Source organism: Bacillus sp. TH17, from assembly GCF_016651125.1.
Taxonomy (GTDB): Bacteria; Bacillota; Bacilli; order Bacillales; family Bacillaceae_G; genus Bacillus_A; species Bacillus_A mycoides.
In genome coordinates, this window is sequence record NZ_JAEKEN010000001.1 from 3846049 (window position 1) to 3871228 (window position 25180).

Below are 25180 nucleotides of genomic sequence, written 5' to 3' on the forward strand. Positions count from 1 at the left end.
TGTACCCTCTTTCTGCTACTAACACTTTCAATAAATCTCTTACGATTCATTTTTGCACGTGTGCATACGCCTAGTTAGTAGACTTACTTTCTATAAAATACATGTATTTCCGCTAGTTCATCACTAGCTGTGTCGGTAAGCTTTTCACAATACCTACACTATTCATTATTTATTTTTCCTCTTCACTACCTCCTTTATATATAATCTTAGACATAATTAATTCCTCTTTATCAATACCTATCATTATACTGCAAAAGGAAGAACAAACCAATTACAGTCGGTTATTTATTTTCATATTCATCAAACGACCAAAGTGGCGCTTGATATGCTTCAACAGTTAAATAATTCATATATTCATTAGTACTTACTCTTAATACATCATTTACTAATGCATACAACCTAACATCACTGTCTATCTTTTTCCACTTTTTTACCTTGAGAAACTTCCAAATATCATTATCTGTCACTCGGTCATAACCAAACATGTGAAACTCTTCTACTTTACTTTCTAAAACGACTTGTAACTGTCCGCGGTATGATTCTACCAAAGCCTCATTATCCAACATATATAACATCTCCTTCTTATTTCAGCACGAAAAGTCGCTTTTAATCCCGCTCTAATGGACAGTAATAACTTCTTTCAAGAGTACCATTCATACTTCACTCTCTTAAATGCTTGTCATTCTTGTCTCATACGTGCATATAAATTATTGTAAATCATTCCATTGATTTTGAGAAGGTAGGAGAAGAGTATGACGAGACAAAGCTTTTTAAAAGGTGCATTTATTTTAATGGTAGCTGGCTTTATTACCAAAATCCTTGGATTTATTAACCGCATTGTAATGGCACGCATTTTAGGCGAAGAAGGCGTTGGCCTTTATATGATGGCTGTCCCCACCTTCATTTTAGCAATTACATTAACACAAATTGGCCTTCCTGTTGCAATCGCAAAATTTGTAGCAGAAGCGGAAGCAGTGAACGATAAGCAAAGGGTTAAAAAAATATTAACTGTCTCGCTAGCCGTTACATCCATTATTAGTATCATTTTAACAATTGGGATTATGCTACTCACACCTATTTTAGCAAAAACATTATTAACAGATGAAAGAACTTACTATCCATTAATGGCTATTTTACCTGTCGTCCCTGTTATTGCAGTTTCTTCCGTTTTACGTGGTTATTTCCAAGGGAAACAAAACATGAAGCCGAGCGCTTACGCTCAAGTCATAGAACAAGTTGTCCGCATTACAATTATTGCTGTATGCATTCGGTTATTTTTACCTTACGGCGTAGAATATGCTGCAGCCGGTGCCATGCTATCAGCTGTTCTTGGCGAAGTTGCATCTTTATTATTTTTACTTACTTTATTCCAACGCGAAAAACATTTATCTATACGCTCTGGATTTTTCACTACTGTAAAGGAGAGCAAAAATACGTTTTATTCCCTTATGGACATTGCTTTACCAACTACAGGAAGCCGTTTAATTGGTTCCGTTTCTTATTTCTTTGAACCTATCGTCGTTATGCAAAGCTTAGCGATCGCCGGCGTTGCTGCCTCTGTCGCAACTCAGCAATACGGTATATTAAACGGATATGCGTTCCCGCTTCTATCACTGCCAGCCTTTATTACATACGCTCTTTCTACAGCACTCGTCCCATCAATTAGCGAGGCAATGGCAAAGAGACAACACAAATTAGTGGAACACCGATTACAACAAGCACTTCGAATTTCCTTAATAACCGGCGGATGGTCAGTCGTTATATTATATGTATTTGCTTCTCCAGTTTTAACTCTCATGTACGGATCAGACAACGCGGCCGCATTCATCCAGCTTCTTGCACCTTGCTTTTTATTTCATTATTTTCAAAGCCCCCTTACATCTGTGTTGCAAGCTTTAAACTTAGCACGCGCTGCTATGATGAACACATTTATTGGCGCTATCGTAAAATTAATCGTTATCTTTGCACTCGCTTCACGCCCAGAGTTCCAAATGATGGGGGTTGCCCTCGCCATCGCAGCAAATATAGTAACCGTAACATTCCTTCACTACGCCACTGTTTTAAAGAAAATTGCATTTACCATTTACGCAAAAGATTATATTTTCGGCGGAATTGCTATCGGGATTGCTGGTACCTTCGGTTTTTATCTTCATAAGTATATCGTTTTTTCTCATTCACTTGGCATACAAACATTATGGGAAATCACTTTAACAACAGTCGTTTATATCGTTCTCCTCTTCGTTTTCAAACTCATTCGAAAAGAAGAATTAAGTCGTCTCCCTATCATTCGGAAACTTTCATTTTTGAAGTAAGCAGGCTTGCCATTCAAAATGGTAGGCCTCTAATTTTCTTTCAAATCAACGAAAAACTGTCCATTTTGAAAACTACAATATAAAATCTGTTTCACATCTTTATAACCTAAGTTATTCAGTTTCTCAACGAGCCACTCATCTGTATGTTCGATCATTTGCAAATGATTGTATTGAATTTCTCCATCAATAATTAGTGGTAGTGTAAAAATTGGTGTATCATTTTTGCTCTTTTTACTTTTTTGTTTTTGAAAGACAGATAACTTTCCAGATGGTTCTAAAATAGCGTATTCTACATCACGCACATCTCCGATTCCTTGCTCACGTAGTTGCATCAATAAATCATCTATGTTATATCGCTGCTTCCGCATCTTTTTTTCATCAATTTTACCTGCATTCACAAGAATCGCAGGCTCCCCCTCTATTAAATGCCGAAAACGCTGAAACTTTAAAGAAATGACCGACAAAATAATTTGTATACACATAAGAAAAGTCATTGGAACTAATTGATGCCAAAGTGATTTATCTGTATTTTCGATTGCCACTACAGCCATTTCACCGAGCATAATGAATACAACTAAATCTAATACACTTAATTCTCCAATTTCACGTTTACCCATAAGACGAAAAATAATTAAAATGATTATATACAAAAGCATTGTTCGTCCGATTATTGATACCCATTCCATTTCTACATCCCCTTTTTTTACTTATAGGCTCCCCTACAAAAAAAGAAACTAGTCTAACTTAAACAAAATGAAAATATGCTTGTATTAAAAAGGGGGAATGCATAATGGATGGAACGAAAAAATTATCGAGCGCAATCGGCTTCGGTATTATTACCCTATTAATCCTCGCATCTATTACAAGTATGATCATGGCTCTTTTATTAAAATTTACGAATATTAATGAAGGGACATTAGTAATTATTATTTTTATAATAGCCCTTCTATCTATGCTTATGTCTGGATTTATTGCTGGTAAAAAGGCACAAGGAAAAGGATGGCTAGTAGGTTTCACAACAGGCCTTACATTCGCTATTCTCGTCTTTCTCGTTAACTATTTAGGCTTCTCTCAAACTTTATCGAACTCACAGTTACTCTACCAATTAGCATTAATGGGTGCGAGTACACTCGGAGGTATTTTCGGTGTAAATATGTCAAAACAAAATAGTTAAAAAAAGGCCCTGCACATTTCATGCAGGGCCTTCATCATTAGTTTTTCACAACTTCACGAATCGCATTGCGATCGAAAGTTAAGTGTGCACCACCAGATTTAACAACAATTTTTGTTTCATCCACTGATTCGATTGTAGCGTGTAAACCACCGATTGTTACGATAGCATCACCTTTTTTGATTTCATTTTGCATTTGTGCAACTGCTTTTTGACGCTTTTGTTGCGGGCGAATTAATAAGAAATAGAAAATCGCAAACATCGCAACAATCATAACGATATTCATCATACCTGCATTCATCTTGTGTTCCTCCTTTTAAATTATGTATTAGAAGTTTTTAGCATTCGGTTTATTAAAGCCATACTGTTCAAAGAACTCTTCGCGGAAATCGCCAAGACGGTCTTCACGAATAGCTTGTCTCACCTGCTCCATTAAGTTTAACAGAAAATGAAGGTTGTGATAAGACGTTAAACGAATTCCGAACGTTTCATCACATTTCATTAAGTGACGAATGTACGCACGAGAATAGTTTTTACATGTGTAGCAATCACAGTTCGGATCAAGCGGCCCGAAGTCTCTAGCGAATTTCGCGTTTTTCACAACTAAGCGGCCTTCACTTGTCATACATGTACCATTTCGAGCGATACGAGTTGGAAGTACACAGTCAAACATATCAACACCGCGAATCGCACCATCAATTAACGAGTCAGGAGAACCTACACCCATTAAGTAACGTGGTTTATCATCAGGAAGAAGTGGTGTTGTAAACTCAAGAACACGATTCATAATATCCTTCGGTTCCCCAACAGATAGACCGCCTATAGCATAGCCAGGGAAGTCCATTGAAACAAGATCTTTCGCACTTTGACGACGAAGTTCTTCAAACTCCCCGCCCTGCACAATACCGAATAAACCTTGATCTTGTGGACGTTCATGCGCCTTTAGGCAACGCTCTGCCCAGCGGCTTGTACGCTCTACAGACTTTTTCATGTATTCAAAAGTAGCAGGGAACGGTGGACACTCATCAAATGCCATCATGATATCTGAACCTAATGCATTTTGGATTTCCATCGCTTTTTCTGGAGATAAGAATAATTTATCGCCATTTAAGTGATTGCGGAAATGAACACCTTCCTCTTCAATGCGTCGGAAATCACTTAAGCTAAATACTTGGAATCCACCTGAATCCGTTAAGATTGCACGATCCCAGTTCATAAACTTATGCAAGCCACCTGCTTCACGAATAATTTCGTGGCCTGGACGTAGCCATAAATGATACGTATTGCTTAAAATAATGCCAGAATCCATTGCTTTTAATTCTTCTGGTGACATTGTTTTAACTGTTGCAAGTGTACCAACTGGCATAAATGTCGGTGTATCAAATGAGCCGTGTGGCGTGTGCACTCGACCTAAACGCGCACCCGTTTGTTTACAAGTTTTAATAAATTCATAACGAATTGCTGTCATAATTTACTCCTTTTATTTGTTTCTCATTTTAGCGTGAGATGCAACGAACATTGCATCACCGAAACTAAAGAAACGATATTTTTCTTTTACTGCTTCATTATAAGCATGAAGTACATTATCTCTATTTGAAAATGCACTTACAAGCATAATTAATGTTGATTTCGGCAAATGGAAGTTTGTAATTAAACCATCAATTGCTTTAAATTCATATCCTGGGTACATAAAAATATCTGTCCAGCCAGAAGCTGCGCAAAGCTTACCACTATGATCTGTTGCAATCGTTTCTAACGTACGAGTTGATGTCGTACCTACTGTAATAATACGGCCGCCAGTCTCTTTCACGCGGTTTAATAACGCCGCAGTCTCTTCAGACATATGGTAATACTCTGCGTGCATATGATGCTCTTCAATAGTATCTGCAGAAACTGGTCTAAATGTTCCAAGTCCTACATGGAGTGTAATGAATGCTAACCCGACGCCTTTTTGCTTCAATTTCTCGAGTAACTCTTCTGTAAAGTGAAGGCCAGCCGTCGGTGCTGCTGCTGAACCGATTTCCTTCGCATATACCGTTTGATAACGATCGCGATCTTCTAGCGTCTCTTTAATATATGGAGGAAGTGGCATTTCTCCAAGCTCGTCTAAAATTTCATAAAAGATGCCGTCATATGAAAACTCAAGTTGACGCCCACCTTGATCTGCTGTTCCAATGCAAGTTGCTTTTAACTTTCCTTCACCAAAAGAGATGACAGTTCCTTCTTTTACACGCTTCGCTGGCTTTATAAGCGTTTCCCACTTATCGCCTTCCTCTTGTTTCAAAAGAAGCACTTCAATGTGTGCACCTGTATCTTCTTTCACACCGTGCAAGCGAGCCGGCATCACTTTCGTTTCATTTAAAACTAAGCAATCCCCCTCTTGTAAGTAAGAAAGAATGTCTGTAAAATGTTTATGCTCAATATCTCCTGTTTCACGGTCTAACACCATCAATCTTGATGTTTCACGCTCTTCAAGCGGAATTTGTGCAATGAGTTCTTCTGGTAAATGAAAATCAAACAGATTAATATCCATAACTGTATCCACCTATTTCTTATTTGAATCGATTTATTATATACATAATGAAAGATAATGCAATACTTAACACAATACATGTAATGATAGGAAAATAAAAGGTAACGTTACCTTTTTTCACAAAAATATCGCCTGGAAGCCTTCCTATGAACTTCCAAGCTAATCCAACAACAATGAGCAAAATACCAGCTGTAATAAGCAGCTTTGGCATCTCCGTCATACTTTTGGCATCTCCATTCCGAAATGCTCATATGCGAGCGGTGTTACGATCCGGCCTCTTGGCGTTCTTTGTAAAAAGCCAATTTGTAATAAATACGGCTCATACACATCTTCAATCGTATGCGATTCTTCCCCAATCGTTGCTGAAACAGTTTCTAATCCAACTGGACCACCGCGGAACTTTTCAATAATACCAAGCAGTAATTTATGGTCGATATGATCAAGTCCTAATTTATCTACTTGTAATAGTTCTAACGCCATTTGTGTAATTTCCATCGCAATCGTTCCGTCACTGCGAACTTGTGCGAAGTCACGTACACGTCGTAATAGACGATTCGCAATACGAGGTGTACCACGGGCACGTCTTGCAATTTCTAATGCAGCTAATGAATCTATTTCAACTTCAAACACTTCTGCTGTGCGTTCTACAATCGCAGAAAGCTGATCTACTGTATAGTACTCTAATCGTGAAAGTACACCGAAACGGTCACGAAGTGGTGCTGATAATGCACCTGCACGCGTCGTTGCCCCAACTAGCGTAAATGGAGGTAAATCTAGGCGTACAGAGCGAGCTGATGGTCCTTTCCCAATAACGATATCAAGGCAAAAGTCTTCCATCGCTGGGTATAGCACTTCTTCAATAGATCTATGCAAACGATGAATTTCATCAATAAATAATACATCTCCTGGCTGAAGTGCTGTTAATACAGCTGCTAAATCTCCTGGTCTTTCAATTGCGGGACCTGACGTCGTTCGAATGTTAACACCCATTTCATTGGCAATAATATTCGCAAGCGTCGTTTTACCAAGTCCAGGTGGGCCATATAAAAGTACGTGATCTAACGTTTCTTCACGCATTTTCGCCGCTTCAATAAACACTTCTAAATTATGTTTCGCTTTATCTTGGCCAATGTACTGACGGAGCGTCTGTGGCCGTAATGAATACTCTAAATCCGCATCTTCGTATCCAGATTCCCCTGAAAGGAGACGTTCGTCCATTATACTCACCTCTTACCATTTAGTAAAAGACTAAGTGCCTTTTTAATATATTGATCCGTCGTTAGTGATTCTTTTAATAACTCTGGTACAACGCGAGAGACTTCTCGTTCTGCATAGCCAAGTGCACGCAGTGCTTCCAGTGCTTCATCAAGTTCAACTGATGAACCTTTCTTCGTATCAAAACTTTCAGTATCTGAGAACAAATCAACAAACGCATCTGGTACAACATCTGCTAGTTTTCCTTTTAAATCTAAAATCATTTGGCGCGCTGTTTTCTTTCCGACGCCTGGGAACTTCACTAAGAACTTCTCATCTTCATGTTCAATCGCTTGAACGACCTGTCCGGTTTGACCAGAAGCTAAAATTGCAAGAGCGCCTTTTGGTCCAATCCCCGATACACCTAACAATTTTGTAAATAATAAACGCTCTTCACGTGTTTTAAAACCGTAAAGTGCCATAATATCTTCTCTCACATAATGATATGTATAGACACGGATTTCTTGCTTACTTCTTTGAAATACATACGGATTTGGTGTGAAAATTTGATAACCAATTCCATTATGGTCAATTACGACATATTCCGGTCCTACATACTCCACGTAACCTGTAACATATTCAAACAAAATACGATCTCTCCCTCTCAAATCATGTATTCCATTTTAACATATTTAATGATAGAAAAGCGAGAATACCCCAACGAATGTTCTCTGTTTAAAACTTCTGTTATTTTCCATTGACAGAAAGGATAAAGCCCCTTAATATACAGAAGTCGATAATGATTATCAATACTAATTAAAGGGGTTACATCAGGATGAAACAAAAGCTATTTATTTTATTTACTATTATGCTAGTTGTTCTTTCTATCGTTGGCTGTTCTTCTCAAAAAGAAGAATCAAAAGCAAAAGAACAACCGAAAACGAAAGTTGTAAAACATGCTAAAGGGGAAGCAACAATTCCAGCTAATCCAAAGAGAATTGTTGATTTATCTGGATCAACAGAGGAATTATTAATCCTTGGACATAAACCTGTCGGTACAGCAAACACATATAAAGATAAAATCCAAAATCATTTAACTGAAAAGTTAGACGGAGTAAAAGCAGTTGGCTGGTATTGGGCACCTAAAGTTGATTTAGAGGCTGTTACTGCTTTAAAACCAGACTTAATTATTTTAAACAATCGTCAATTGAAAATTTATGATCAACTAGAAAAAGTGGCACCGACAGTTGTTCTGGAAACAAATCTAGAAGACTGGCGCGGTAAGTTTAAAGAAGTAGGTAAACTATTTGACGAAGAAAAGAAAGCAGACAAATGGATTGCAGATTACGATAAAAAAGCAGACTCTTTATCTAAAAAAATTAAAGAGAAAACAAAAGATGAGAACTTTATGTTCGTTGCAGTTACACCACAAAACTTCCGTGTATACGGTAGCTTCGGATACGGTGACATCATCTTTAACGACTTAAAGCTTCCAGCAACAAAAGGTACAGATTTAAAACAAACGATGGCACAAGTATCACTAGAAGGTCTTGTTGCATTCCAGCCTGATCAAATGTTTATTGTAAACTTCGGCGGAGAAGCTGATAAAGTGTACGAAGACTATAAAAACAGTGCGGTTTGGAAAGATAATAAAGCAGTAAAAAACAATCACGTATATGAAGTATCGAATGAAGCCTTCAATACGAAAGCATTCAATCCAATCGGAAAAGATATGCTAATTGATGAAATCGCAAAAGAGATTTTAGCTAAGAATAAATAAAAAAAGCAGCTCACCCTGAGCTGCTTTTTTTATTATTTTGCACTGCGTATTGCTTCATTTTTTCGATTGTCTTCACGAATCCTTCTTTTGACTTAATACGAATACCACGCTTTAGTTTTGCTCGCTCATAACTCTCAAGCTTTTTCATATCAATTTGAAAGAAGGAATGGATCGCGTTATCACTTTTCGGTACCCCTTTAAAAATTTGCAATATCCCTTCCTCTGAAACACCAAAATAACCGCTCGTTTTCAGTAAAGGAGAAATATCATCAACTTTCCTTTGTAATACGATTTGCACATCATCACGATCAACAAGTTGCCATTCTTTATATTGCTGCAAAAACTTTTCTAAATCCGCTACTTTTTCTGTCAGTATTTCCTCGCTTACTTCTCCATCAACATACATACGCTCTAATAAAATTGTAACTTCAGGTACTTTTTCTGTTATTTCTGCCCTCACATCGGATCCATAAGCTAAGCAAAACATCACAACGAAAGCTTGCACTGCAATTAGCATCCATTTCATTTCCGTTCACCTCTTCTAGGCAAAATCATACTTTCATTTGTAGCTTTTCCGGAAATGGGGGTTTTATCCATATAAACAATAGCATTAAATTTCTAAGGAAAATAAAAAATACAGATAAGGGTTAATCCTCATCTGCATGTATCATTTACTTTTATATAAAATGAAAGACGCCTGCAAAGCAGGCGTCTGATGCGTTTACGGCGAAAGACCAGGCGACCACATTCGCGTGTTTAGCACTTAAGCATATCTCTCGACTTACGTAAATTAGCTCATCGCTTTGCTAATATAACATTAACAAGGTAGAAGCGCAATATATTTCTAAATATATTTTTCTTCCTCTTTCAACCAATTGAAATTTATGTAAATTATAAATTGATTAATGTAATATATACATTACAATTAACACTATAAATATAAACAGGGGATGAATGCCTTGAAAAAAATTAAAGATGAACGCCTCATACTTCAAATGTTAAAAAACATACGTATTGCCTTTCTTTTTCAATCAATTGGTATAATCGGAATTTTAGGCTATATCGGATTCACAGAAGGAATGGATCAAATTACGAAATCTCCATTGTGGTTATTATTTATTCTTACAAGTATTGTACTTAGTTATTTACAGTTAAGCGTTTCTATCGATGTAGAAGAAAGCGAAAATGAAATAAAGTTAACTCCTTATTACAAAATTATTTTACGCTCTCTTATTGTAGGAATTATCATGGCTATTATTTATATCATTTTCAGTCCAGAAAGACCTCTATTTGAAGCTATTTTAACAGGTGGTATTCTCTTCATATGCTTTTTAGCGTCTTACTCCGTTAGTTATTTTATAAAAAAACGACGTTTACAAGACGACGATGAATAAAGAGGAAGGGCTATCCCTTCCTCTTTGATTTGTTATCGCATAGTACCAGTCAGACCGTAACGAATGTCTCGGAACATATTTGTTATGTCACGATTAAAATCGTTTGTAGCTGTGCCGTTACGTAAACGCGTACTCATTGCATCGACACGAGTAAACATGTCATTTCTTACAGAAACATATACGTTTCTATTTCCAACTTCATTCACAACAGCTTGACGAATTTCGTTCGCCATCGCTGTTTCATTCGTCGCTGTATTACGTGGTTTTACCGCAATCGCTACATCGTTTCCATATACAACTGTAGAAACTCGGTCTACGTTATTCATACGTTTCACACGATTCGTAATTTTCTCCGCAGTTTTACCATCATTGTTAATGTATGAATTGTTCATTGTAATATTACGAGTTGGGTGTGGATTAGCAATTTGCCCATTGTAATTTACATCACGGTAATAATTATTATATCCTGTATCGTTACGACCGTTTCTATATGTTACATAATCTGTAGAACGATCGTTACGCGCTACATTATCACGATACTGGTGTGTATCATTATAAGATGTACGCTCGTAATTGTAGTTACGTCCATCCATCGCATTATTATCTTTTGGTGTACCGCATGCAGCTAATGCACTGGTAACTAACAAAGAAGCAGCAATAACTTTTACTTTCGTATTCAATACAAAAACCCCCTCTGTTAGAATGAACTTCTCTTTCGAAAAGCTCCCCCTTATGATGAGTAACAGAGAGAGTTTTTACACTGTTAATATTTCACTAGGAATTTTCTAGCACTTAATGTAAATTCACCATATTCCTGACTATCACGAATACAAAAAAGGTGGGAATAACCCCACCTTTTTTTAAACTTCCTCTTCGTCCTCTTCTTCTGAAACTGGTTCTCCAAATACGTTTGGTGGGTCCGGCTGATAATACATCGTTCCTGGCTGTGGTGCATATGCTGGCTGAGTTGGTTGATAATATAAAGGATTAGCGTATTGTGGACCACCCGGTTGCGGACTATATAACCTACTCTCTCCTCCGCATCCACAATCTTCTTCCCCTTGTACGAGTGGTGGCATATTATTATCCATTGGCATCATATTTGGATTTGGCATAGAAGTATATTGCGGTGCCATTTGTTGATACGGCATTTGATTGTATGGATTTTGTTGCTGATACTGCGGATATGGCGGCATCATTGGCTGTTGATATGGCATCATGTTCGGCATTTGATTGTTATCCATTATCGGCATCATGTTTGGCATTTGATTGTTATCCATTATTGGCATCATGTTTGGCATTTGGTTGTTATCCATTATCGGCATCATATTTGGCATTTGGTTGTTATCCATTATCGGCATCATATTTGGCATTTGGTTGTTATCCATTATCGGCATCATGTTTGGCATTTGGTTGTTATCCATTATCGGCATCATATTTGGCATTTGGTTGTTATCCATTATCGGCATCATATTTGGCATTTGGTTGTTATCCATTATCGGCATCATATTTGGCATTTGGTTGTTATCCATTATCGGCATCATATTTGGCATTTGGTTGTTATCCATTATCGGCATCATATTTGACATTTGGTTGTTATCCATTATCGGCATCATATTTGGCATTTGGTTGTTATCCATTATCGGCATCATATTTGGCATTTGGTTGTTATCCATTATCGGCATCATATTTGGTGGTTGATTGTTATCCATTATTGGCATTATATTCGGCACTTGAATATTAGGCGGTATTACTTGCGGGATAATAACACTTTCTTTTGATACGTTTGGTGAGACTATGCTTCCTACATTTTCTTTTTTCACTTGCGGCGACACTATATTCCCTACATTCTCTTTCTTCACTTGCGGCGACACTATATTCCCTACATTCTCTTTCTTCACTTGCGGCGACACTATATTCCCTACATTTTCTTTCTTCACTTGCGGCGACACTATATTCCCTACATTCTCTTTCTTCACTTGCGGCGACACTATATTCCCTACATTCTCTTTCTTCACTTGCGGCGACACTATATTCCCTACATTCTCTTTCTTCACTTGCGGCGACACTATATTCCCTACATTCTCTTTCTTCACTTGCGGCGACACTATGTTTCCTATATTGTCTTTTTTCGTTTGCGGAGAAATGACATTGTTAGGTTTCATTTTATTAATTTGAGGAGCAATTAACTCGCTTCCCTTTTTTATTACGTCTGAAATTTTATATTCTTTTTTCGCTTTAATTGGTGGTTGCGGTGGCTGTGGTAACACATTGATAGAAAATTTAGTATTTTCTTTCGTAGTAGGTTTTAGTTTTTCTACTTTCTCTACAACAGGTGGTTTTTGAATGACAGGTGGCTTTTCAACTGGCTTCTCTTTTTGAATCGGAATTTCTTTTTGCACTTCTTTTTGTGGCTTCACTTGCACTTCCTTTTGCGGCTTCACCTGTATTTCTTTTTGCGGTTTTATCTGCATTTCTTTTTGCGTTTGTTGCATAGCTGGTTGTTGTGTAATAGGTGTTGATTGATACGTGATCTCATCTTCATCTTCTATTGCAAGTGGCGTTGGTGTTGATGCAAACTCTTTTTGCTGCACCTCTTTTACATATTGTTTCGGGGGCGCTGAACCCGATCCAGTTTGTTGTTTCACATGAACGCTATGCGATGGCACTTTAATTTTCATCCCTGGCATAATTAGGTCTGGATTGCTAAGCTGTGTATTTGTTTTTTTTAGCGTTTCAAAATCCACTCCGTACTTTTTTGCAATTTTCCAAAGGGTCTCCCCTTTTTGCACGATATGAATTTTCAAATTTTCCCCCTCCTGTATAACTTATCTATAAGTAAAAACACTTTCTAAACAACATTAACTTCTTTTACTTTTATCACTTCTTCTATTTTCAATATGATTCGAAGTGGAATAAGCATAGAAAAACCGCAATGATTTCCTCAACACAATGTATGCCTATTTCATCCTTGTTATGATTATATGTACGAAAAAAAGCAACGGAAATCCCGCTGCTTTAAACGCGCTCTAACATACGATTTAATGCAAGAACTGCCTCTTCTGTTACTTGTTTCTCTACACGAATAACGTTAATTTGTTCTCCTCTTTCTATGTTCTCAAGTGCCCATAACAGGTGAGGTAAGTCAATTCGGTTCATCGTTAAGCAAGGACACATAAACGGATTTAGCGAAATAATTTCTTTATCTGGATGTTGCTGAATAATTCGGTTCACTAAATTCATCTCTGTACCAATCGCCCACTTACTTCCCGCCGGAGCTGCTTCAATCATATCAATAATATATTTCGTTGATCCTGCATAATCAGAAGCAGCAACCACTTCATAACAACATTCAGGGTGAACAATAATATTCATATCCGGATGATTTTTTCGCACATTTTCAATATTTTTCACAGTGAAGTTTTGATGAACAGAACAATGGCCTTTCCATAAAATCACTTGAATTTCTTCTATATCTCCATCGTACTCTAATGAATCTGTATGCGGGTTCCACACTGCCATTTTTTCTAACGGAATACCTAAATCATACGCTGTATTTCTTCCTAAATGTTGGTCTGGTAAAAAGACGAGACGCTCTTTTTGTGTAAACGCCCAAGACACCATTTGTTTTGCATTAGAAGAGGTTACTGTTGCCCCTCCATTACGACCACAAAACGCTTTGATCGCAGCTGTTGAATTTACATACGTTAATGGAATCATCGTATCCCCAAATAATTTCGCGAGCTCTTTCCACGCTCTTTCTGTTTGTTCAATATCTGCCATATCTGCCATAGAACAGCCGGCACGCATATCTGGTAAGATGACAATTTGATCATCTGTCGTTAACATATCTGCCGTTTCTGCCATAAAGTGCACACCACAAAACACAATATATTTTGCCTCTTTATTATTCGCTGCAACTTGCGCGAGTTGAAGTGAGTCCCCTGCTGCATCTGAAAATTGCACCACTTCATCTTTTTGATAATGATGTCCTGGAATAAATAGTAATGCCCCCATTTTTTCTTTAATTTCACGGACACGCTCTTCCATCTCTAATGTAGACATCGTTTGATAACGCTCTGGTAACATTACTTCGATTGGCTGAACTTTCTCTAAAATACCCATTTATGATTCTCCCCCTCTAAACCACTCTCATTAGGCCTCAATATTAAAACTAATATCAAGTGCTTTCACTGAATGTGTTAACGCTCCAAGTGAAATATAATCTACCCCTGTTTTTCCGTATTTTGATAAATCTTCAATTGTAATACCACCTGAAGCCTCCGTAACGATGACACTTGGTACAATTTTTGAAAACTCACGAATCTCTTCTGGCGTACGATTATCGAACATAATAACATCTGCGCCGGCCTCTATCGCTTCTCTCACTTGCGCCTCTGTCTCTGTTTCGACTTCTACTTTCACCATATGTCCCAATCTTTCTTTCACCGATGTAACAGCTTTTGTAATCGAGCCAGCAAAAGCAATATGATTGTCTTTAATCATGACACCATCATATAAACCGAATCTGTGGTTAAATCCGCTCCCGCATACTACAGCATATTTATCAAACATACGTAGTCCTGGCATCGTTTTTCTCGTATCACAAATGCGTGTATGACTGCTATCTAAAGCAAAAACCGCCTTACGCGTCATCGTCGCTATCCCGCTCATACGCTGAATAACGTTTAATATAACGCGCTCTGCCGTTAATAATGATGCGATTGGGCCTTGCACGGTTGCAATTATTTCGCCTTTTTCTACAAGATCCCCATCTTTTTTATGAAGTTCAACTTCAATTCTCTGATCAATTAATTTAAATCCTTCTTCAATTACTAAGCACCCTGCAAATACCCCTGTATCCTTTACAAGAAACGTTCCTTTCGCAAGTGTATTATCGGGAAAGATAAGCTGAGATGTTACATCTCTTTCTCCTATATCTTCTAGAAAAAATCGATTTAATGCTTCCTTAACTTTTAACGTATTCATAAAACCCCTCTTCCCCTTATTAAACAAGTTGTAGTTTTCTTCTCACTCGGATAATCTCTTTTTTCACGCTATTTCTTTCTGGATAATCAATGCGATAATGACCACCAACACTGTCTTCTCTTTGCAAAGCTGATACTGTTATAAGCTCACAAACTGTTAACATATTAATAAGCGTTATCTCTTCATTTGTAAGTGCATCATATTGTAAGATCATATTTCGCACACCGTACCTACTAAACCATCTCTGAGCATATGATAAATTTTTCTCAGTTCGCACAATCCCAACATATTTCATCATGCATTCTTGTATTTCTTCTTTCAACGGTAAATCATTAAGAGCTATAAAACTTTTCCCTCTCTCTTCCGGCACATTTTTTCTTTCCTCTGCTGGCTTAGCTAAAATGTGTTTTCCTATTCGTCTTCCAAACACAAGACCTTCTAATAATGAATTACTCGCCAATCTATTCGCACCATGAACTCCATTACAAGCCACTTCACCGACCGCATATAAGTTTGAAATGGACGTCTCTCCGTCACAATTCGTCTTCACGCCGCCCATATGAAAATGAGCGCCCGGTACGACCGGAATAGAATTTTCTTTTAAATCAATACCATTCTTTTTACATAATGATGAGACGGTCGGAAAACGTTGTTCAAAGTTTTGAATGGTTTCGATGTTTAAGTACACTTTTTCACCTGCAAGAAGTTGTTCATGAATAGCCCTTGCCACTACATCACGCGGTGCGAGATCTTTCCCGGGATGTATATCCATCATAAAACGCTGTCCTTTTCCATTTATAAGGACAGCTCCTTCACCACGGACTGCTTCAGAAACGAGACCACAACATCGCCCGTCCACGTATAACATCGTCGGATGAAATTGTACAAATTCTAAATCAACAAGTTCTCCCCCAGCTCGATATATCATCGCAAGTCCATCGCCTGTAATTGTCTCACCATTCGATGTAAAGGCGTACAAACCACCTATTCCTCCTGATGCTAACACCGTATTATCAGCATAGTAACGCTTCAGCTTCCCTTCACTATTTCGCGTTAAAGCTCCTATGCATTTATTATTTTCTATAATGAAATCGAGCACCATTTCATGCTCAACGACAGTAACGTTCGGAACTACTTCTTGTATTAAATGCTCTAATAGATTTTTACCAGTTGCATCTCCTCCGGCATGTAAAATGCGCCGTTTTCGATGCGCCCCTTCTTTACCAAGGTGGATCCCTTTTTCATCCCCATCAAATTTCATTCCATTCGTAATAAGCTTACTTATTTCTTTCGGTCCCTCTTCAACTAAATAACGAACTGCTTCTTCGTTGTTATAATGGCAACCTGCCACTAATGTGTCTTCAAAATGCCCACTCGGATCGTCATATGTAGCAACAGCTGCTGCAATTCCTCCTTGAGCTAAATATGTATTATTATTACGTCCTGTTTTTTTTGTGATAATTATCACATTCTTTTCGTGACAAAGCTCTTTCGCAACACGAAGCGCCGCAACGCCACTTCCAATAATTAAGACATCTGCACTTGGCATAATTGTTGCCTCCCACTTTACACTTCCCAACTGTCTTGACACCTATATTTACATAGTTTTAAAATAATGACAAGAGTTTTTTTACAATTCTTATTTTCACTACCATTCTAAAAACGAAAACAAATGTCACTCTTACTGAAGAGAGGAAATTACATGATGATATATCTAGATTATGCAGCGACAACACCTATGAGCGAAGAAGCTTTAGAAACATATATAGCAGCGGCAAAAACATATTTCGGAAATGAACAAAGTTTACACGATATCGGCGGAAGTGCATCATCTTTATTACAAGTTTGTAGAGAAACATTTGCAGAAATGATTGGGGGTAAGGAACAAGGTGTATTCTTTACAAGCGGCGGTTCAGAATCTAACTACCTTGCGATTCAATCCCTTCTAAATGCTAGAAATGGAAAGCACATTATTACGACACCTATGGAACACGCATCGATTCGAAGTTATTTTCAATCCTTACAATCGCAAGGTTATACTATTATTGAGATTCCTGTTGATAAAAGTGGGATAATTCATTTAGTAGATTTAGAAGCAGCTATTACAGAAGATACTGCTCTAGCAAGTATACAGCACGGAAACTCTGAAATCGGGACCGTTCAAAACATTGCAGAGATCGGAGCACTTTTAAAAAAATATAATGTTTTATTTCATTCGGATTGTGTTCAAACGTTTGGTAAACTTCCAATAGACGTTAAAGCGATGGAGATTGATAGTCTTTCTGTTTCAGCCCATAAAATATACGGACCAAAAGGAGTTGGAGCTTGCTATATAAATCCGCAAGTTCGCTGGGAACAAGTATTTCCAGGAACTTCTCATGAAAAAGGCTTTCGCCCTGGTACAGTGAACGTTCCTGGCATCGCTGCTTTTTTAACAGCCGCAGAGCATATATTAAAGAATCAAAAGGAAGAGAGCTTTCGTTTTAAACAATTACGATCTTATTTTTTAGAGCAATTACAAACACTTCCTCTAGAAATTGAAGTGAAAGGACATTCTACTTCTTGTTTACCACATATTATTGGGGTTACAATAAAAGGAATAGAAGGTCAGTATACAATGTTAGAATGTAACCGTCATGGTATAGCCATTTCAACTGGAAGTGCTTGCCAAGTAGGTAAACAAGACCCTTCAAAAACAATGCTTGCAATTGGAAAAACGTATGAAGAGGCAAAACAATATGTCCGCTTTTCTTTCGGACATCACACAACGAAAGAACAAATTGATACAACTATTCATGCACTACACACAATTGGAAATCAATTTTATAGAGGTGTTAAATCATAATGAAACAAAATGATCAAAAAAAGATTTTAGGCGAAGAAAGACGACAACTCATCCTTGAGTGGCTTCTTGCTGCAAATGAACCGTTATCAGGGAATGAACTATCTAAAAAGACAAACGTAAGTAGGCAAGTTATCGTTCAAGACATTTCCTTACTAAAAGCACGAAATGAACCAATTATTGCGACTGCACAAGGATATTTATATTTAAAGCCACAAACAAGACAACAAGCTTTCGAACGCGTAATCGTATGCCAACATAAACCGGCAGAAGTACGTCAAGAACTTACTATGTTAGTTGACCACGGCGTTACGATTAAAGACGTAAAAGTTGAGCATCCTGTATACGGCGACTTAACAGCATCGATTATGGTAAGTAATCGCTTCGATGTAGAACAATATTTACAAAAAATCGAAAACACAAACGCTTCCTATCTTTCGCAACTAACAGATGGTATTCACTTACATACAATCGAAGCAGATTCTAAAGAGAAATTAGATGCTGCCTGTGAGGCACTAGATCGAGCTGGATTTCTCGTTTATTAATTAATGTACAGCACAGAGTTTTTCATCATTCTCTGTGCTTTTTTAGTGATATAATATTGAAATCAATTGTAAAGGAGATCAACTATGGGAATTGAACTCGTTCACTTTAGCACTGGTAAACCGAAACAAATGAAATATGGCGAAGATAAAGAAATGATAACAGGTATATGTAAAGATCCTACAGAAGAGGCCTTCCTCTCAAAAGACGGATTCCGTGGTGATGATGTAGCGGATTTAAAACACCACGGGGGACCTGATCGCGCAGTTTGTGTGTACCCACACGAGCATTACGCACTATGGGAAGAGGAATTTCAAACTACACTTCCAGCTTCCACATTTGGCGAAAACATTACCGTAACAAATATGTTAGAGCGTGATGTTTGCATCGGAGATACATATCAACTAGGCGAAGCAATCATTCAAGTAACACAAGCTCGCGTACCTTGTAGCACAATTTCAAAACGTGTCGGTATTCCTGGCATTTTACCACGCATTGTAGCAACTGGATATACTGGCTACTTATGCCGCGTTCTTCAAGAAGGTACTGTGCGTAAAGATTCTAAAATTACATTACTAGAGCGTCCATCAAACAATGTATCTGTTTTGTTCTCTAACGAAATTTATTTTCATAATAGGAAAGATAAAGATGGCATTGAGAAGGTTCTTGCTGTACAAGAACTAGCCGAGATTTGGCGTGGTCAGTTAGAGGATCGTCTTTCGAAGTTAAAATAATAAATCCCACCTTTTATAGGTGGGACTCTATTTATCTATCATACGGTATACTAGCGACCGAAATTATATCGACTTAACTACAAAATACGACAAACACTCCCCTTACAACCAATAAGAAGAATAACTCCCCAGCACAGTAACAGAAAACCCGAGTGCTTCAAGTTCCATTGTTACGCCTGGCAATAATACATCATCGTATGCTTTGTCGACGTCGATTAAGAAAAAGTAATTTCCAAGGCCTGTTTTCATCGGGCGCGATTCAATTTTGGATAAGTTTAATTTTCTCCATGCGAAAGCTGATAACACTTGATATAGTGCCCCTGCGTAATCAGCAGGTAACGTTATCATAAGCGTCGTTTTCTCTCCTCGGTTTTCTCCGTTATTTGGGAGTACTGCTTTCTTTTTCTTATGGAGAACAAGGAAACGTGTATGATTGTTTTTATGAGTATGAATATCACGCCTTACAATTGTTAATCCGTATTTTTCTGCCGCTGCTTCATTTGCAATAGCTGCAATTTTTTCTTCAGGATGTTCTTTCACATATTGTGCAGCAGCGCTTGTTGATGTCATATCGCGAACGGTTACCCCTTTTAATTCCTCATTTAAAAATTTATGGCACTGTGCAATGGCATGCGGATGAGAATGTACAGCGTATACTTCTTTCCACACTTCTTCGTACTGCGGGTGTACGAGTAAATGCTGCTGAATTGGCACTGTAATTTCTCCTACAATGGAAAGTGGCTGCTCATGTACGAGATAATCAACCGTTATATTAACTGAACCTTCTATGGCGTTCTCTAACGGTACGACCGCATAATCTACATTTTCATTTGCAGCTGCATCAATACAATCCGGAATCGTTCGATACGGTACATGCTCTGCTTCCGGAAAAAAACGACTCACCGCCATATTTGTAAATGTCGCTTCTGGTCCTAAATATCCTACTCGAATCATCGTCTTTTCCCTCTTTTTCGTTTTCTTATTGTTATACCATACTTTTTAATATTCTTCTATGAGAATTTCGAATATTAAAAAAAGACTAGCATTCGCTAGTCTAAATGTTTCTTGTATTCTCTTTGAGCGAAGAAGAAATAAATGATACATGCAGCAATGTAAAACAGAATAAACAATCCCACTTTTCTTAATGATCCGTCCATAAAAAGAGTATTATGAAACGTATATAACGCAACTGCACTATGCATACTCCCTACTATAATTGGCGCAAAAAATAGCATACACAATTGCCAACGAGAAATCTTCCACACTTCTTCCTTCGTCATTCCAAGTTTAGAGAGCGCCCCGTACTGCTTTCGATCGGATGCAATATTATGAAACCATTTAAAATATACGATGCTACATGACGTAAGGAAGAATAATATGCTAATGAATGAGCCTATAAATAGAGTAATATCACCACCTTCTTTCATATTCACATATAATTCCATATTACTTCGAAACGCATCATTTGTATCATGTTTCATATGTTTCCGTAAAGCTTCGTTTAATTCCTTCGTATTTTCGATATTTGGTAATGTATACCCTCTATATATCATTTTTTCAGAATCCGGAATTGTATTTGCTATACTGTTAAAATCTTCATCATTCATGACAAAAAACAGACCATTAATGTATGAAGGGTGATAGTTAAATTGTACCCCTTCTTTCTGACCGTTAAATGCGAATGGATACGCTTGATTCATTACTTGCAATTGAATCTCTTTTTGATTATATACATTTGGATAATTACGTTTATTATAATAAACAAGTGTAACTGTTCCTTTTTTAGGATGATACATTTTCTGTTTTTGTTTTCTTGCCTCTTGATTGTATTCACTTTCCTTTATAAGCGGTGCTATTGTTGTTTCTCCCTTATTGGACTGAAAGGATGCATACACTCCAACAAAACTCATAGATTGAAAATCATCATATCCATATTGATGTAATAAGTTTTCAACCTTGTCTTTCTCGAAAACTTCATGAGCAGAAGTGCCTTTTTCTATGTATGAAAATGAGTGTACTCCTCCGCCACGCCACATATCTTGCATGCTAGAAAAATATAAGAACACCGTACCTGTCGCCGTAACGACAAACGTTGTTGCCATAGACAACAGAAAGAAAAAGCGACTATTTTCCTTCATTCGATGTGACAATTGATTCACTATAAATAAATACGGATATGTATACATAATCCTTTTATTTCTTTTTATCACTTCTAATATTTGTGTAGCGCCATGTGTAAATGAGAAATACATCCCAAAAGAAATGAGTATAACAACCGGAAAAAAGTATAATGCTATCGTTGTCATCGTCACTTGTAGTGCTAACGCATATCCGCCCACTAAACAAGCAAAACCGAATAAACAAAGCCACTTTGATGTTTTCCTCTCCCGTTTATCTGTTCGAAATTCTTTTAATAACCGAATGATTTTTATATTCCATATACGTACAGCACTTATAAAAGATAAGAAAATAAATACGACCATATATGTAACAAACGTTACACCAATCGCTCTCATGTCAAATATGACAGGGAGTTCTTTCGGAAGATGAAGTAACATACTAAATACCATAAAAAAGAGTTTTAAAAAGATCATGCCAAGCCCGATACCGAAAATATTAGCGAAAATCCCGATCAATATTTGCTCGACCATAATCACTCCTATTACGTTAGACTTCGTCGCCCCCATTAACATATATAGTCCTAATTCTTTCTTGCGTGCCTCTATGAAAATAGAAGTAGAATACAAAATAAATATAACGAAAAAAGAAATAATTATAACATTACATACGATAAGTCCCCAGCGTACATTTTGATACCACATTGTCTCTTGCATATACGGATGTACAATTACAGACATATATGCATAAGAAGCAAATATTGCAAAACAACTACTTAAGAAAAACACTTTATAATTACGCCAATTCCCCTTTATATTTTGCAGCGCTAGTTGCCTAATGTTCATCTACCGTCCTCCTGTAACTTACTACACACGTAAAAAGCTAGAGGTTTCCCTAGCTTTTTACGTGTTTTAAATATCCTCTTTGCGCGATCATAAAGTAAATGGCAGAAGCTAAAATATATGCTCCAATTACAATCGCACCTGATTTCCATAAATCGATATAAAGCATTTTCCCTAACGTATGAAGGGCAAATCCACTATGAATTGTACCGATTAAAATTGGGATAAAGAAGATAACACCCATTTGTCGAATTGCAATTTTACGAATTTCTTTATCTGTCATACCAATTCTTTTTAATGACTTAAATTGAATACGATCTTGTTCTTTATCATTAAACCATTTAAAGTATGTCATGCTACAAGCAAAGAAGAAGAACAGTACTGCTACGAAGAAGCCGATGAACATTGTAATTGCTCCTTGCTCCTTTATCGCTTTATACGTAAGGATAGAATTGTGGAAATTCTGTTGTTGTTCTTGTGCAATTTCTTTCTTTAAGTCTAGTACAAGATTTTCTGTTCCTTTCCAATCTTCAATATAATATCCATAATATTTCGTCTTTTCTTCATCTGCTACGAGCTGTGAATATTTCACAAAATCCTCATCATTCACAATCAAATAGCCATCATCATTAAAAACAGACTTTGATACTGGATCATTTAGCTTAATAGACTGTTTTTGTCCGTTCAATTTAAATTCAAATGGCTTCGTAAGATCCGGCTTGACAATATCATTCATCATATCAACTACAACCATCGTTGCACTTCCCGGCTTATTTTGCACTTCTGGCACGTTCTGTTTACGCGCTTCTTTATTATATTCCTTTTCAGAGATAATCCCTAACGACATCTCATGTTCACCGTTAAACATCGTTACCTTTTGAGTTGCAGGAAGTTTTACATACGTTACTTTTCGCGCTTCTTCAAATCCGTGTTTTTTTATTAGTTCTTGTGCTTTCCCTTCACTGATGATGTTATGCGTATTTACCCCCTTTTCTTCATACGAAATAGCATGCGGAGCACTAGCCACTGTTTTATAACTCATATCCTCAAAGAACACGTACAGTGTACCAACTGCTGAAGAAACAACCGCCGTAATGATAGAAATTACAAATAGAAAACGAGCATTATCTTTCATTTTATAAATAAGATTGCTAAGTACGAACATGTTTGGATATGTATAAAAAGATCTTTTTCTTTTTTGCAGTGCTTTTAATACGACTGTACTACCTTGTGTAAACAGTAAATAAGTTCCGCCTATCGTCAGCCCTACAATCGGTAAAAACAGTATGATAAAATTCATAAATGTCACTTGGAAGCTAAGTACATATGCAACAATAATACATCCTATACCAACTACACATAACGATGTAAATGCAAAAGGTTCTACTTTTTGTTTTCTTGCTTCTCTTAATAAATCAATAATTTGCAAGCGCCCTACTGTCCAAACACTAAACAATGATAGGATTAAAAATAGAATAAAGTATACACCAGCTGTAATAAGAATTGCTTTACTATTCCATACGAGTGGAAGTGTTTTATCTATTTTCAATATTACGCTTAATGCTTGGAAAAATAATTTTGAACAAAGCATGCCAAGCCCAATACCTACTACAATTGCAATACTACCTAACATAAGCTGCTCTAATATAATCATTCGGCCGAGCTGAGACTTCGTTCCACCTATTAATGTTAATAAACCGAATTCTTTTTTTCTTGCTCGTAAAAACGTTGAATTCGCATATAAAATAAAGAGTGCTGAGAAGATGACTACAATATAATTCATCGATTCTAATCCTTTTGAAATCATCGTCTTCATACTAATATTACCGCTTACGACATCTGGATGATAAATGAAGGAAGCATACATGAAAAATACGACAATCGATAAACAACTACTAATAAGGAACGCTTTATAATTACGCCAATTTCCTTTTACATTGTTAAGCGCGAGCTGGCGAAAGTTCATGATATTCCCCCCCTAGCATCGCAAGTACGTCCAAAATTTCTTGGAAAAAGGCTTGTTTCGTTCTTCCTTTATGTATTTCTGAGAAGATCTCTCCATCACGTATGAAGAGGATACGTTCACAATAACTAGCCGCTACCGGATCATGCGTTACCATTGCAATGGTTACTTTCTTTTGCTCATGTAAATCTTGAAGTGCTCCCATTAATGATTTCGCTGATTTCGAATCTAAGTTTCCAGTTGGCTCATCCGCTAAAATTAATGTTGGGTCATGAATAATTGCCCTTGCAGCAGCTGCACGTTGTTGTTGTCCGCCTGACACTTCATATACTTTTTTATTTAAAATTTCTTCGATGTTTAAAAACTTTGCAATCTCAAGCACTTTCGCATCGATTTCATTTACAGATTTCTTCGCCATTACAAGTGGTAAAATGATATTTTCTTTAATCGATAACGTATCAAGTAAGTTAAAATCCTGGAAGATGAATCCTAAATGTGTACGACGAAACTCCGCTAATTTTGCAGCACGCATTTGATTAATTTCTTCACCATTTACAAGCACATGACCTGAAGTTTGCTTATCAATTGTTGCTAATAAATTTAAAAGCGTTGTTTTTCCGCTTCCTGAAGGCCCCATAATCCCTACAAACTCGCCTTCTTCAATTTTAAAATTTATATCATTTAAAGCAGTCGTCGCTACTGAACCTTTTGATTGGTACACCTTTGTTAACCCTTTTACTTCAAGAACACTCATTTCTAATCCCC

General features: G+C 37.1%; 24 protein-coding genes and 1 pseudogene. 7 read left to right on the plus strand and 18 right to left on the minus strand.

Annotated features, from left to right (window positions below; genetic code table 11):
- Nucleotides 1-281 precede the first annotated feature (281 nt).
- Nucleotides 282-566 (minus strand): post-transcriptional regulator, encoded by a 285-nt coding sequence (locus JFT95_RS19685; RefSeq protein WP_002143227.1) that lies wholly within the window; start codon nucleotides 564-566, stop codon nucleotides 282-284.
- Between the two features lie 186 nt (nucleotides 567-752).
- Here JFT95_RS19685 and spoVB point away from each other — a divergent pair, with 186 nt between their 5' ends.
- Entirely contained in the window at nucleotides 753-2312 is a 1560-nt protein-coding gene (gene spoVB, locus JFT95_RS19690) for a stage V sporulation protein B (RefSeq protein ID WP_201053012.1), read from the plus strand.
- A 29-nt stretch (nucleotides 2313-2341) separates the two neighbouring features.
- On the opposite strand, the gene JFT95_RS19695 is transcribed toward spoVB, so the two are convergent.
- Nucleotides 2342-2998, minus strand: a complete 657-nt coding sequence (locus JFT95_RS19695) for a DUF421 domain-containing protein (protein ID WP_002165042.1) — start codon at nucleotides 2996-2998, stop codon at nucleotides 2342-2344.
- 104 nt (nucleotides 2999-3102) lie between these two features.
- Between JFT95_RS19695 and JFT95_RS19700 the strand changes: the two genes are divergently transcribed.
- The gene (locus JFT95_RS19700; protein WP_002015315.1) at nucleotides 3103-3486 is read left to right on the plus strand and encodes a TIGR04086 family membrane protein; all 384 of its coding nucleotides are present in this window, start codon (nucleotides 3103-3105) and stop codon (nucleotides 3484-3486) included.
- Between the two features lie 37 nt (nucleotides 3487-3523).
- On the opposite strand, the gene yajC is transcribed toward JFT95_RS19700, so the two are convergent.
- The 6 genes from yajC to ruvA are packed head-to-tail and all read right to left on the minus strand — an operon-like array spanning nucleotide 3524 to nucleotide 7857.
- Nucleotides 3524-3784, minus strand: coding sequence for a preprotein translocase subunit YajC (gene yajC / locus JFT95_RS19705; RefSeq protein WP_002015317.1), 261 nt, complete (start codon nucleotides 3782-3784; stop codon nucleotides 3524-3526).
- Nucleotides 3785-3811: 27 nt separating this feature from the next.
- Nucleotides 3812-4951: a tRNA guanosine(34) transglycosylase Tgt gene (gene tgt / locus JFT95_RS19710; RefSeq protein WP_002015319.1), complete on the minus strand. Its 1140-nt coding sequence runs from the start codon at nucleotides 4949-4951 to the stop codon at nucleotides 3812-3814.
- A 12-nt stretch (nucleotides 4952-4963) separates the two neighbouring features.
- Nucleotides 4964-6016 (minus strand): tRNA preQ1(34) S-adenosylmethionine ribosyltransferase-isomerase QueA, encoded by a 1053-nt coding sequence (gene queA, locus JFT95_RS19715; RefSeq protein ID WP_201053013.1) that lies wholly within the window; start codon nucleotides 6014-6016, stop codon nucleotides 4964-4966.
- A gap of 19 nt (nucleotides 6017-6035) precedes the next feature.
- Nucleotides 6036-6236, minus strand: a complete 201-nt coding sequence (locus JFT95_RS19720) for a DUF2905 domain-containing protein (protein ID WP_000138161.1) — start codon at nucleotides 6234-6236, stop codon at nucleotides 6036-6038.
- Nucleotides 6233-7234 (minus strand): Holliday junction branch migration DNA helicase RuvB, encoded by a 1002-nt coding sequence (ruvB, locus tag JFT95_RS19725; protein ID WP_000344470.1) that lies wholly within the window; start codon nucleotides 7232-7234, stop codon nucleotides 6233-6235. Before ruvB ends, JFT95_RS19720 begins: the two co-directional genes overlap by 4 nt.
- 5 nt (nucleotides 7235-7239) lie before the next feature.
- The gene (gene ruvA, locus JFT95_RS19730; protein ID WP_002088786.1) at nucleotides 7240-7857 is read right to left on the minus strand and encodes a Holliday junction DNA helicase RuvA; all 618 of its coding nucleotides are present in this window, start codon (nucleotides 7855-7857) and stop codon (nucleotides 7240-7242) included.
- 188 nt (nucleotides 7858-8045) lie between these two features.
- On the opposite strand from ruvA, the gene JFT95_RS19735 reads away from it, so the two are divergent.
- Nucleotides 8046-8990 (plus strand): iron-hydroxamate ABC transporter substrate-binding protein, encoded by a 945-nt coding sequence (locus tag JFT95_RS19735; RefSeq protein WP_002034128.1) that lies wholly within the window; start codon nucleotides 8046-8048, stop codon nucleotides 8988-8990.
- Between the two features lie 10 nt (nucleotides 8991-9000).
- On the opposite strand, the gene JFT95_RS19740 is transcribed toward JFT95_RS19735, so the two are convergent.
- Nucleotides 9001-9516: a BofC C-terminal domain-containing protein gene (locus tag JFT95_RS19740; RefSeq protein WP_002167631.1), complete on the minus strand. Its 516-nt coding sequence runs from the start codon at nucleotides 9514-9516 to the stop codon at nucleotides 9001-9003.
- Between the two features lie 433 nt (nucleotides 9517-9949).
- On the opposite strand from JFT95_RS19740, the gene JFT95_RS19745 reads away from it, so the two are divergent.
- On the plus strand, nucleotides 9950-10384 hold the full coding sequence (locus JFT95_RS19745) for a hypothetical protein (protein ID WP_002129237.1): 435 nt from the start codon (nucleotides 9950-9952) through the stop codon (nucleotides 10382-10384).
- 32 nt (nucleotides 10385-10416) lie between these two features.
- Here JFT95_RS19745 and JFT95_RS19750 read toward each other — a convergent pair whose 3' ends face one another.
- From JFT95_RS19750 to nadB, 5 genes and pseudogenes are all read right to left on the minus strand, one after another.
- Nucleotides 10417-11064 carry a YhcN/YlaJ family sporulation lipoprotein gene (locus tag JFT95_RS19750; RefSeq protein ID WP_002034140.1) on the minus strand — a complete coding sequence of 216 codons (648 nt, stop codon included), beginning with the start codon at nucleotides 11062-11064 and terminating at the stop codon, nucleotides 10417-10419.
- A gap of 1970 nt (nucleotides 11065-13034) precedes the next feature.
- Nucleotides 13035-13191: pseudogene (gene safA / locus JFT95_RS30135) on the minus strand (SafA/ExsA family spore coat assembly protein); the annotation flags it as partial.
- Between the two features lie 211 nt (nucleotides 13192-13402).
- Nucleotides 13403-14509 (minus strand): quinolinate synthase NadA, encoded by a 1107-nt coding sequence (gene nadA / locus JFT95_RS19760; protein WP_002088797.1) that lies wholly within the window; start codon nucleotides 14507-14509, stop codon nucleotides 13403-13405.
- A 30-nt stretch (nucleotides 14510-14539) separates the two neighbouring features.
- Entirely contained in the window at nucleotides 14540-15373 is an 834-nt protein-coding gene (gene nadC, locus JFT95_RS19765) for a carboxylating nicotinate-nucleotide diphosphorylase (protein ID WP_201053015.1), read from the minus strand.
- A 19-nt stretch (nucleotides 15374-15392) separates the two neighbouring features.
- Nucleotides 15393-16922 carry an L-aspartate oxidase gene (gene nadB, locus JFT95_RS19770; RefSeq protein ID WP_201053017.1) on the minus strand — a complete coding sequence of 510 codons (1530 nt, stop codon included), beginning with the start codon at nucleotides 16920-16922 and terminating at the stop codon, nucleotides 15393-15395.
- Nucleotides 16923-17075: 153 nt separating this feature from the next.
- On the opposite strand from nadB, the gene JFT95_RS19775 reads away from it, so the two are divergent.
- The 3 genes from JFT95_RS19775 (at nucleotide 17076) to JFT95_RS19785 (ending at nucleotide 19492) form a co-directional block, all read left to right on the plus strand.
- Nucleotides 17076-18218, plus strand: coding sequence for an IscS subfamily cysteine desulfurase (locus JFT95_RS19775; protein ID WP_201053019.1), 1143 nt, complete (start codon nucleotides 17076-17078; stop codon nucleotides 18216-18218).
- On the plus strand, nucleotides 18218-18760 hold the full coding sequence (locus tag JFT95_RS19780) for a transcription repressor NadR (RefSeq protein WP_002034157.1): 543 nt from the start codon (nucleotides 18218-18220) through the stop codon (nucleotides 18758-18760). The genes JFT95_RS19775 and JFT95_RS19780 overlap by 1 nt, the downstream gene beginning before the upstream one ends.
- 84 nt (nucleotides 18761-18844) lie before the next feature.
- Nucleotides 18845-19492 carry an MOSC domain-containing protein gene (locus JFT95_RS19785; protein WP_002129246.1) on the plus strand — a complete coding sequence of 216 codons (648 nt, stop codon included), beginning with the start codon at nucleotides 18845-18847 and terminating at the stop codon, nucleotides 19490-19492.
- Between the two features lie 102 nt (nucleotides 19493-19594).
- Here the strand turns inward: JFT95_RS19785 and pheA are convergent, their stop codons facing one another.
- From pheA to JFT95_RS19805, 4 genes are all read right to left on the minus strand, one after another.
- A complete protein-coding gene (pheA, locus tag JFT95_RS19790; RefSeq protein WP_061674646.1) occupies nucleotides 19595-20446 on the minus strand; it encodes a prephenate dehydratase in 852 nt (283 codons plus the stop codon).
- Nucleotides 20447-20541: 95 nt separating this feature from the next.
- Nucleotides 20542-22455: an ABC transporter permease gene (locus tag JFT95_RS19795; RefSeq protein WP_201053021.1), complete on the minus strand. Its 1914-nt coding sequence runs from the start codon at nucleotides 22453-22455 to the stop codon at nucleotides 20542-20544.
- A 49-nt stretch (nucleotides 22456-22504) separates the two neighbouring features.
- Nucleotides 22505-24418, minus strand: a complete 1914-nt coding sequence (locus JFT95_RS19800) for an ABC transporter permease (protein ID WP_201053023.1) — start codon at nucleotides 24416-24418, stop codon at nucleotides 22505-22507.
- Nucleotides 24393-25169: an ABC transporter ATP-binding protein gene (locus JFT95_RS19805; protein WP_201053025.1), complete on the minus strand. Its 777-nt coding sequence runs from the start codon at nucleotides 25167-25169 to the stop codon at nucleotides 24393-24395. Before JFT95_RS19805 ends, JFT95_RS19800 begins: the two co-directional genes overlap by 26 nt.
- Between the last annotated feature and the right edge of the window lie 11 nt (nucleotides 25170-25180).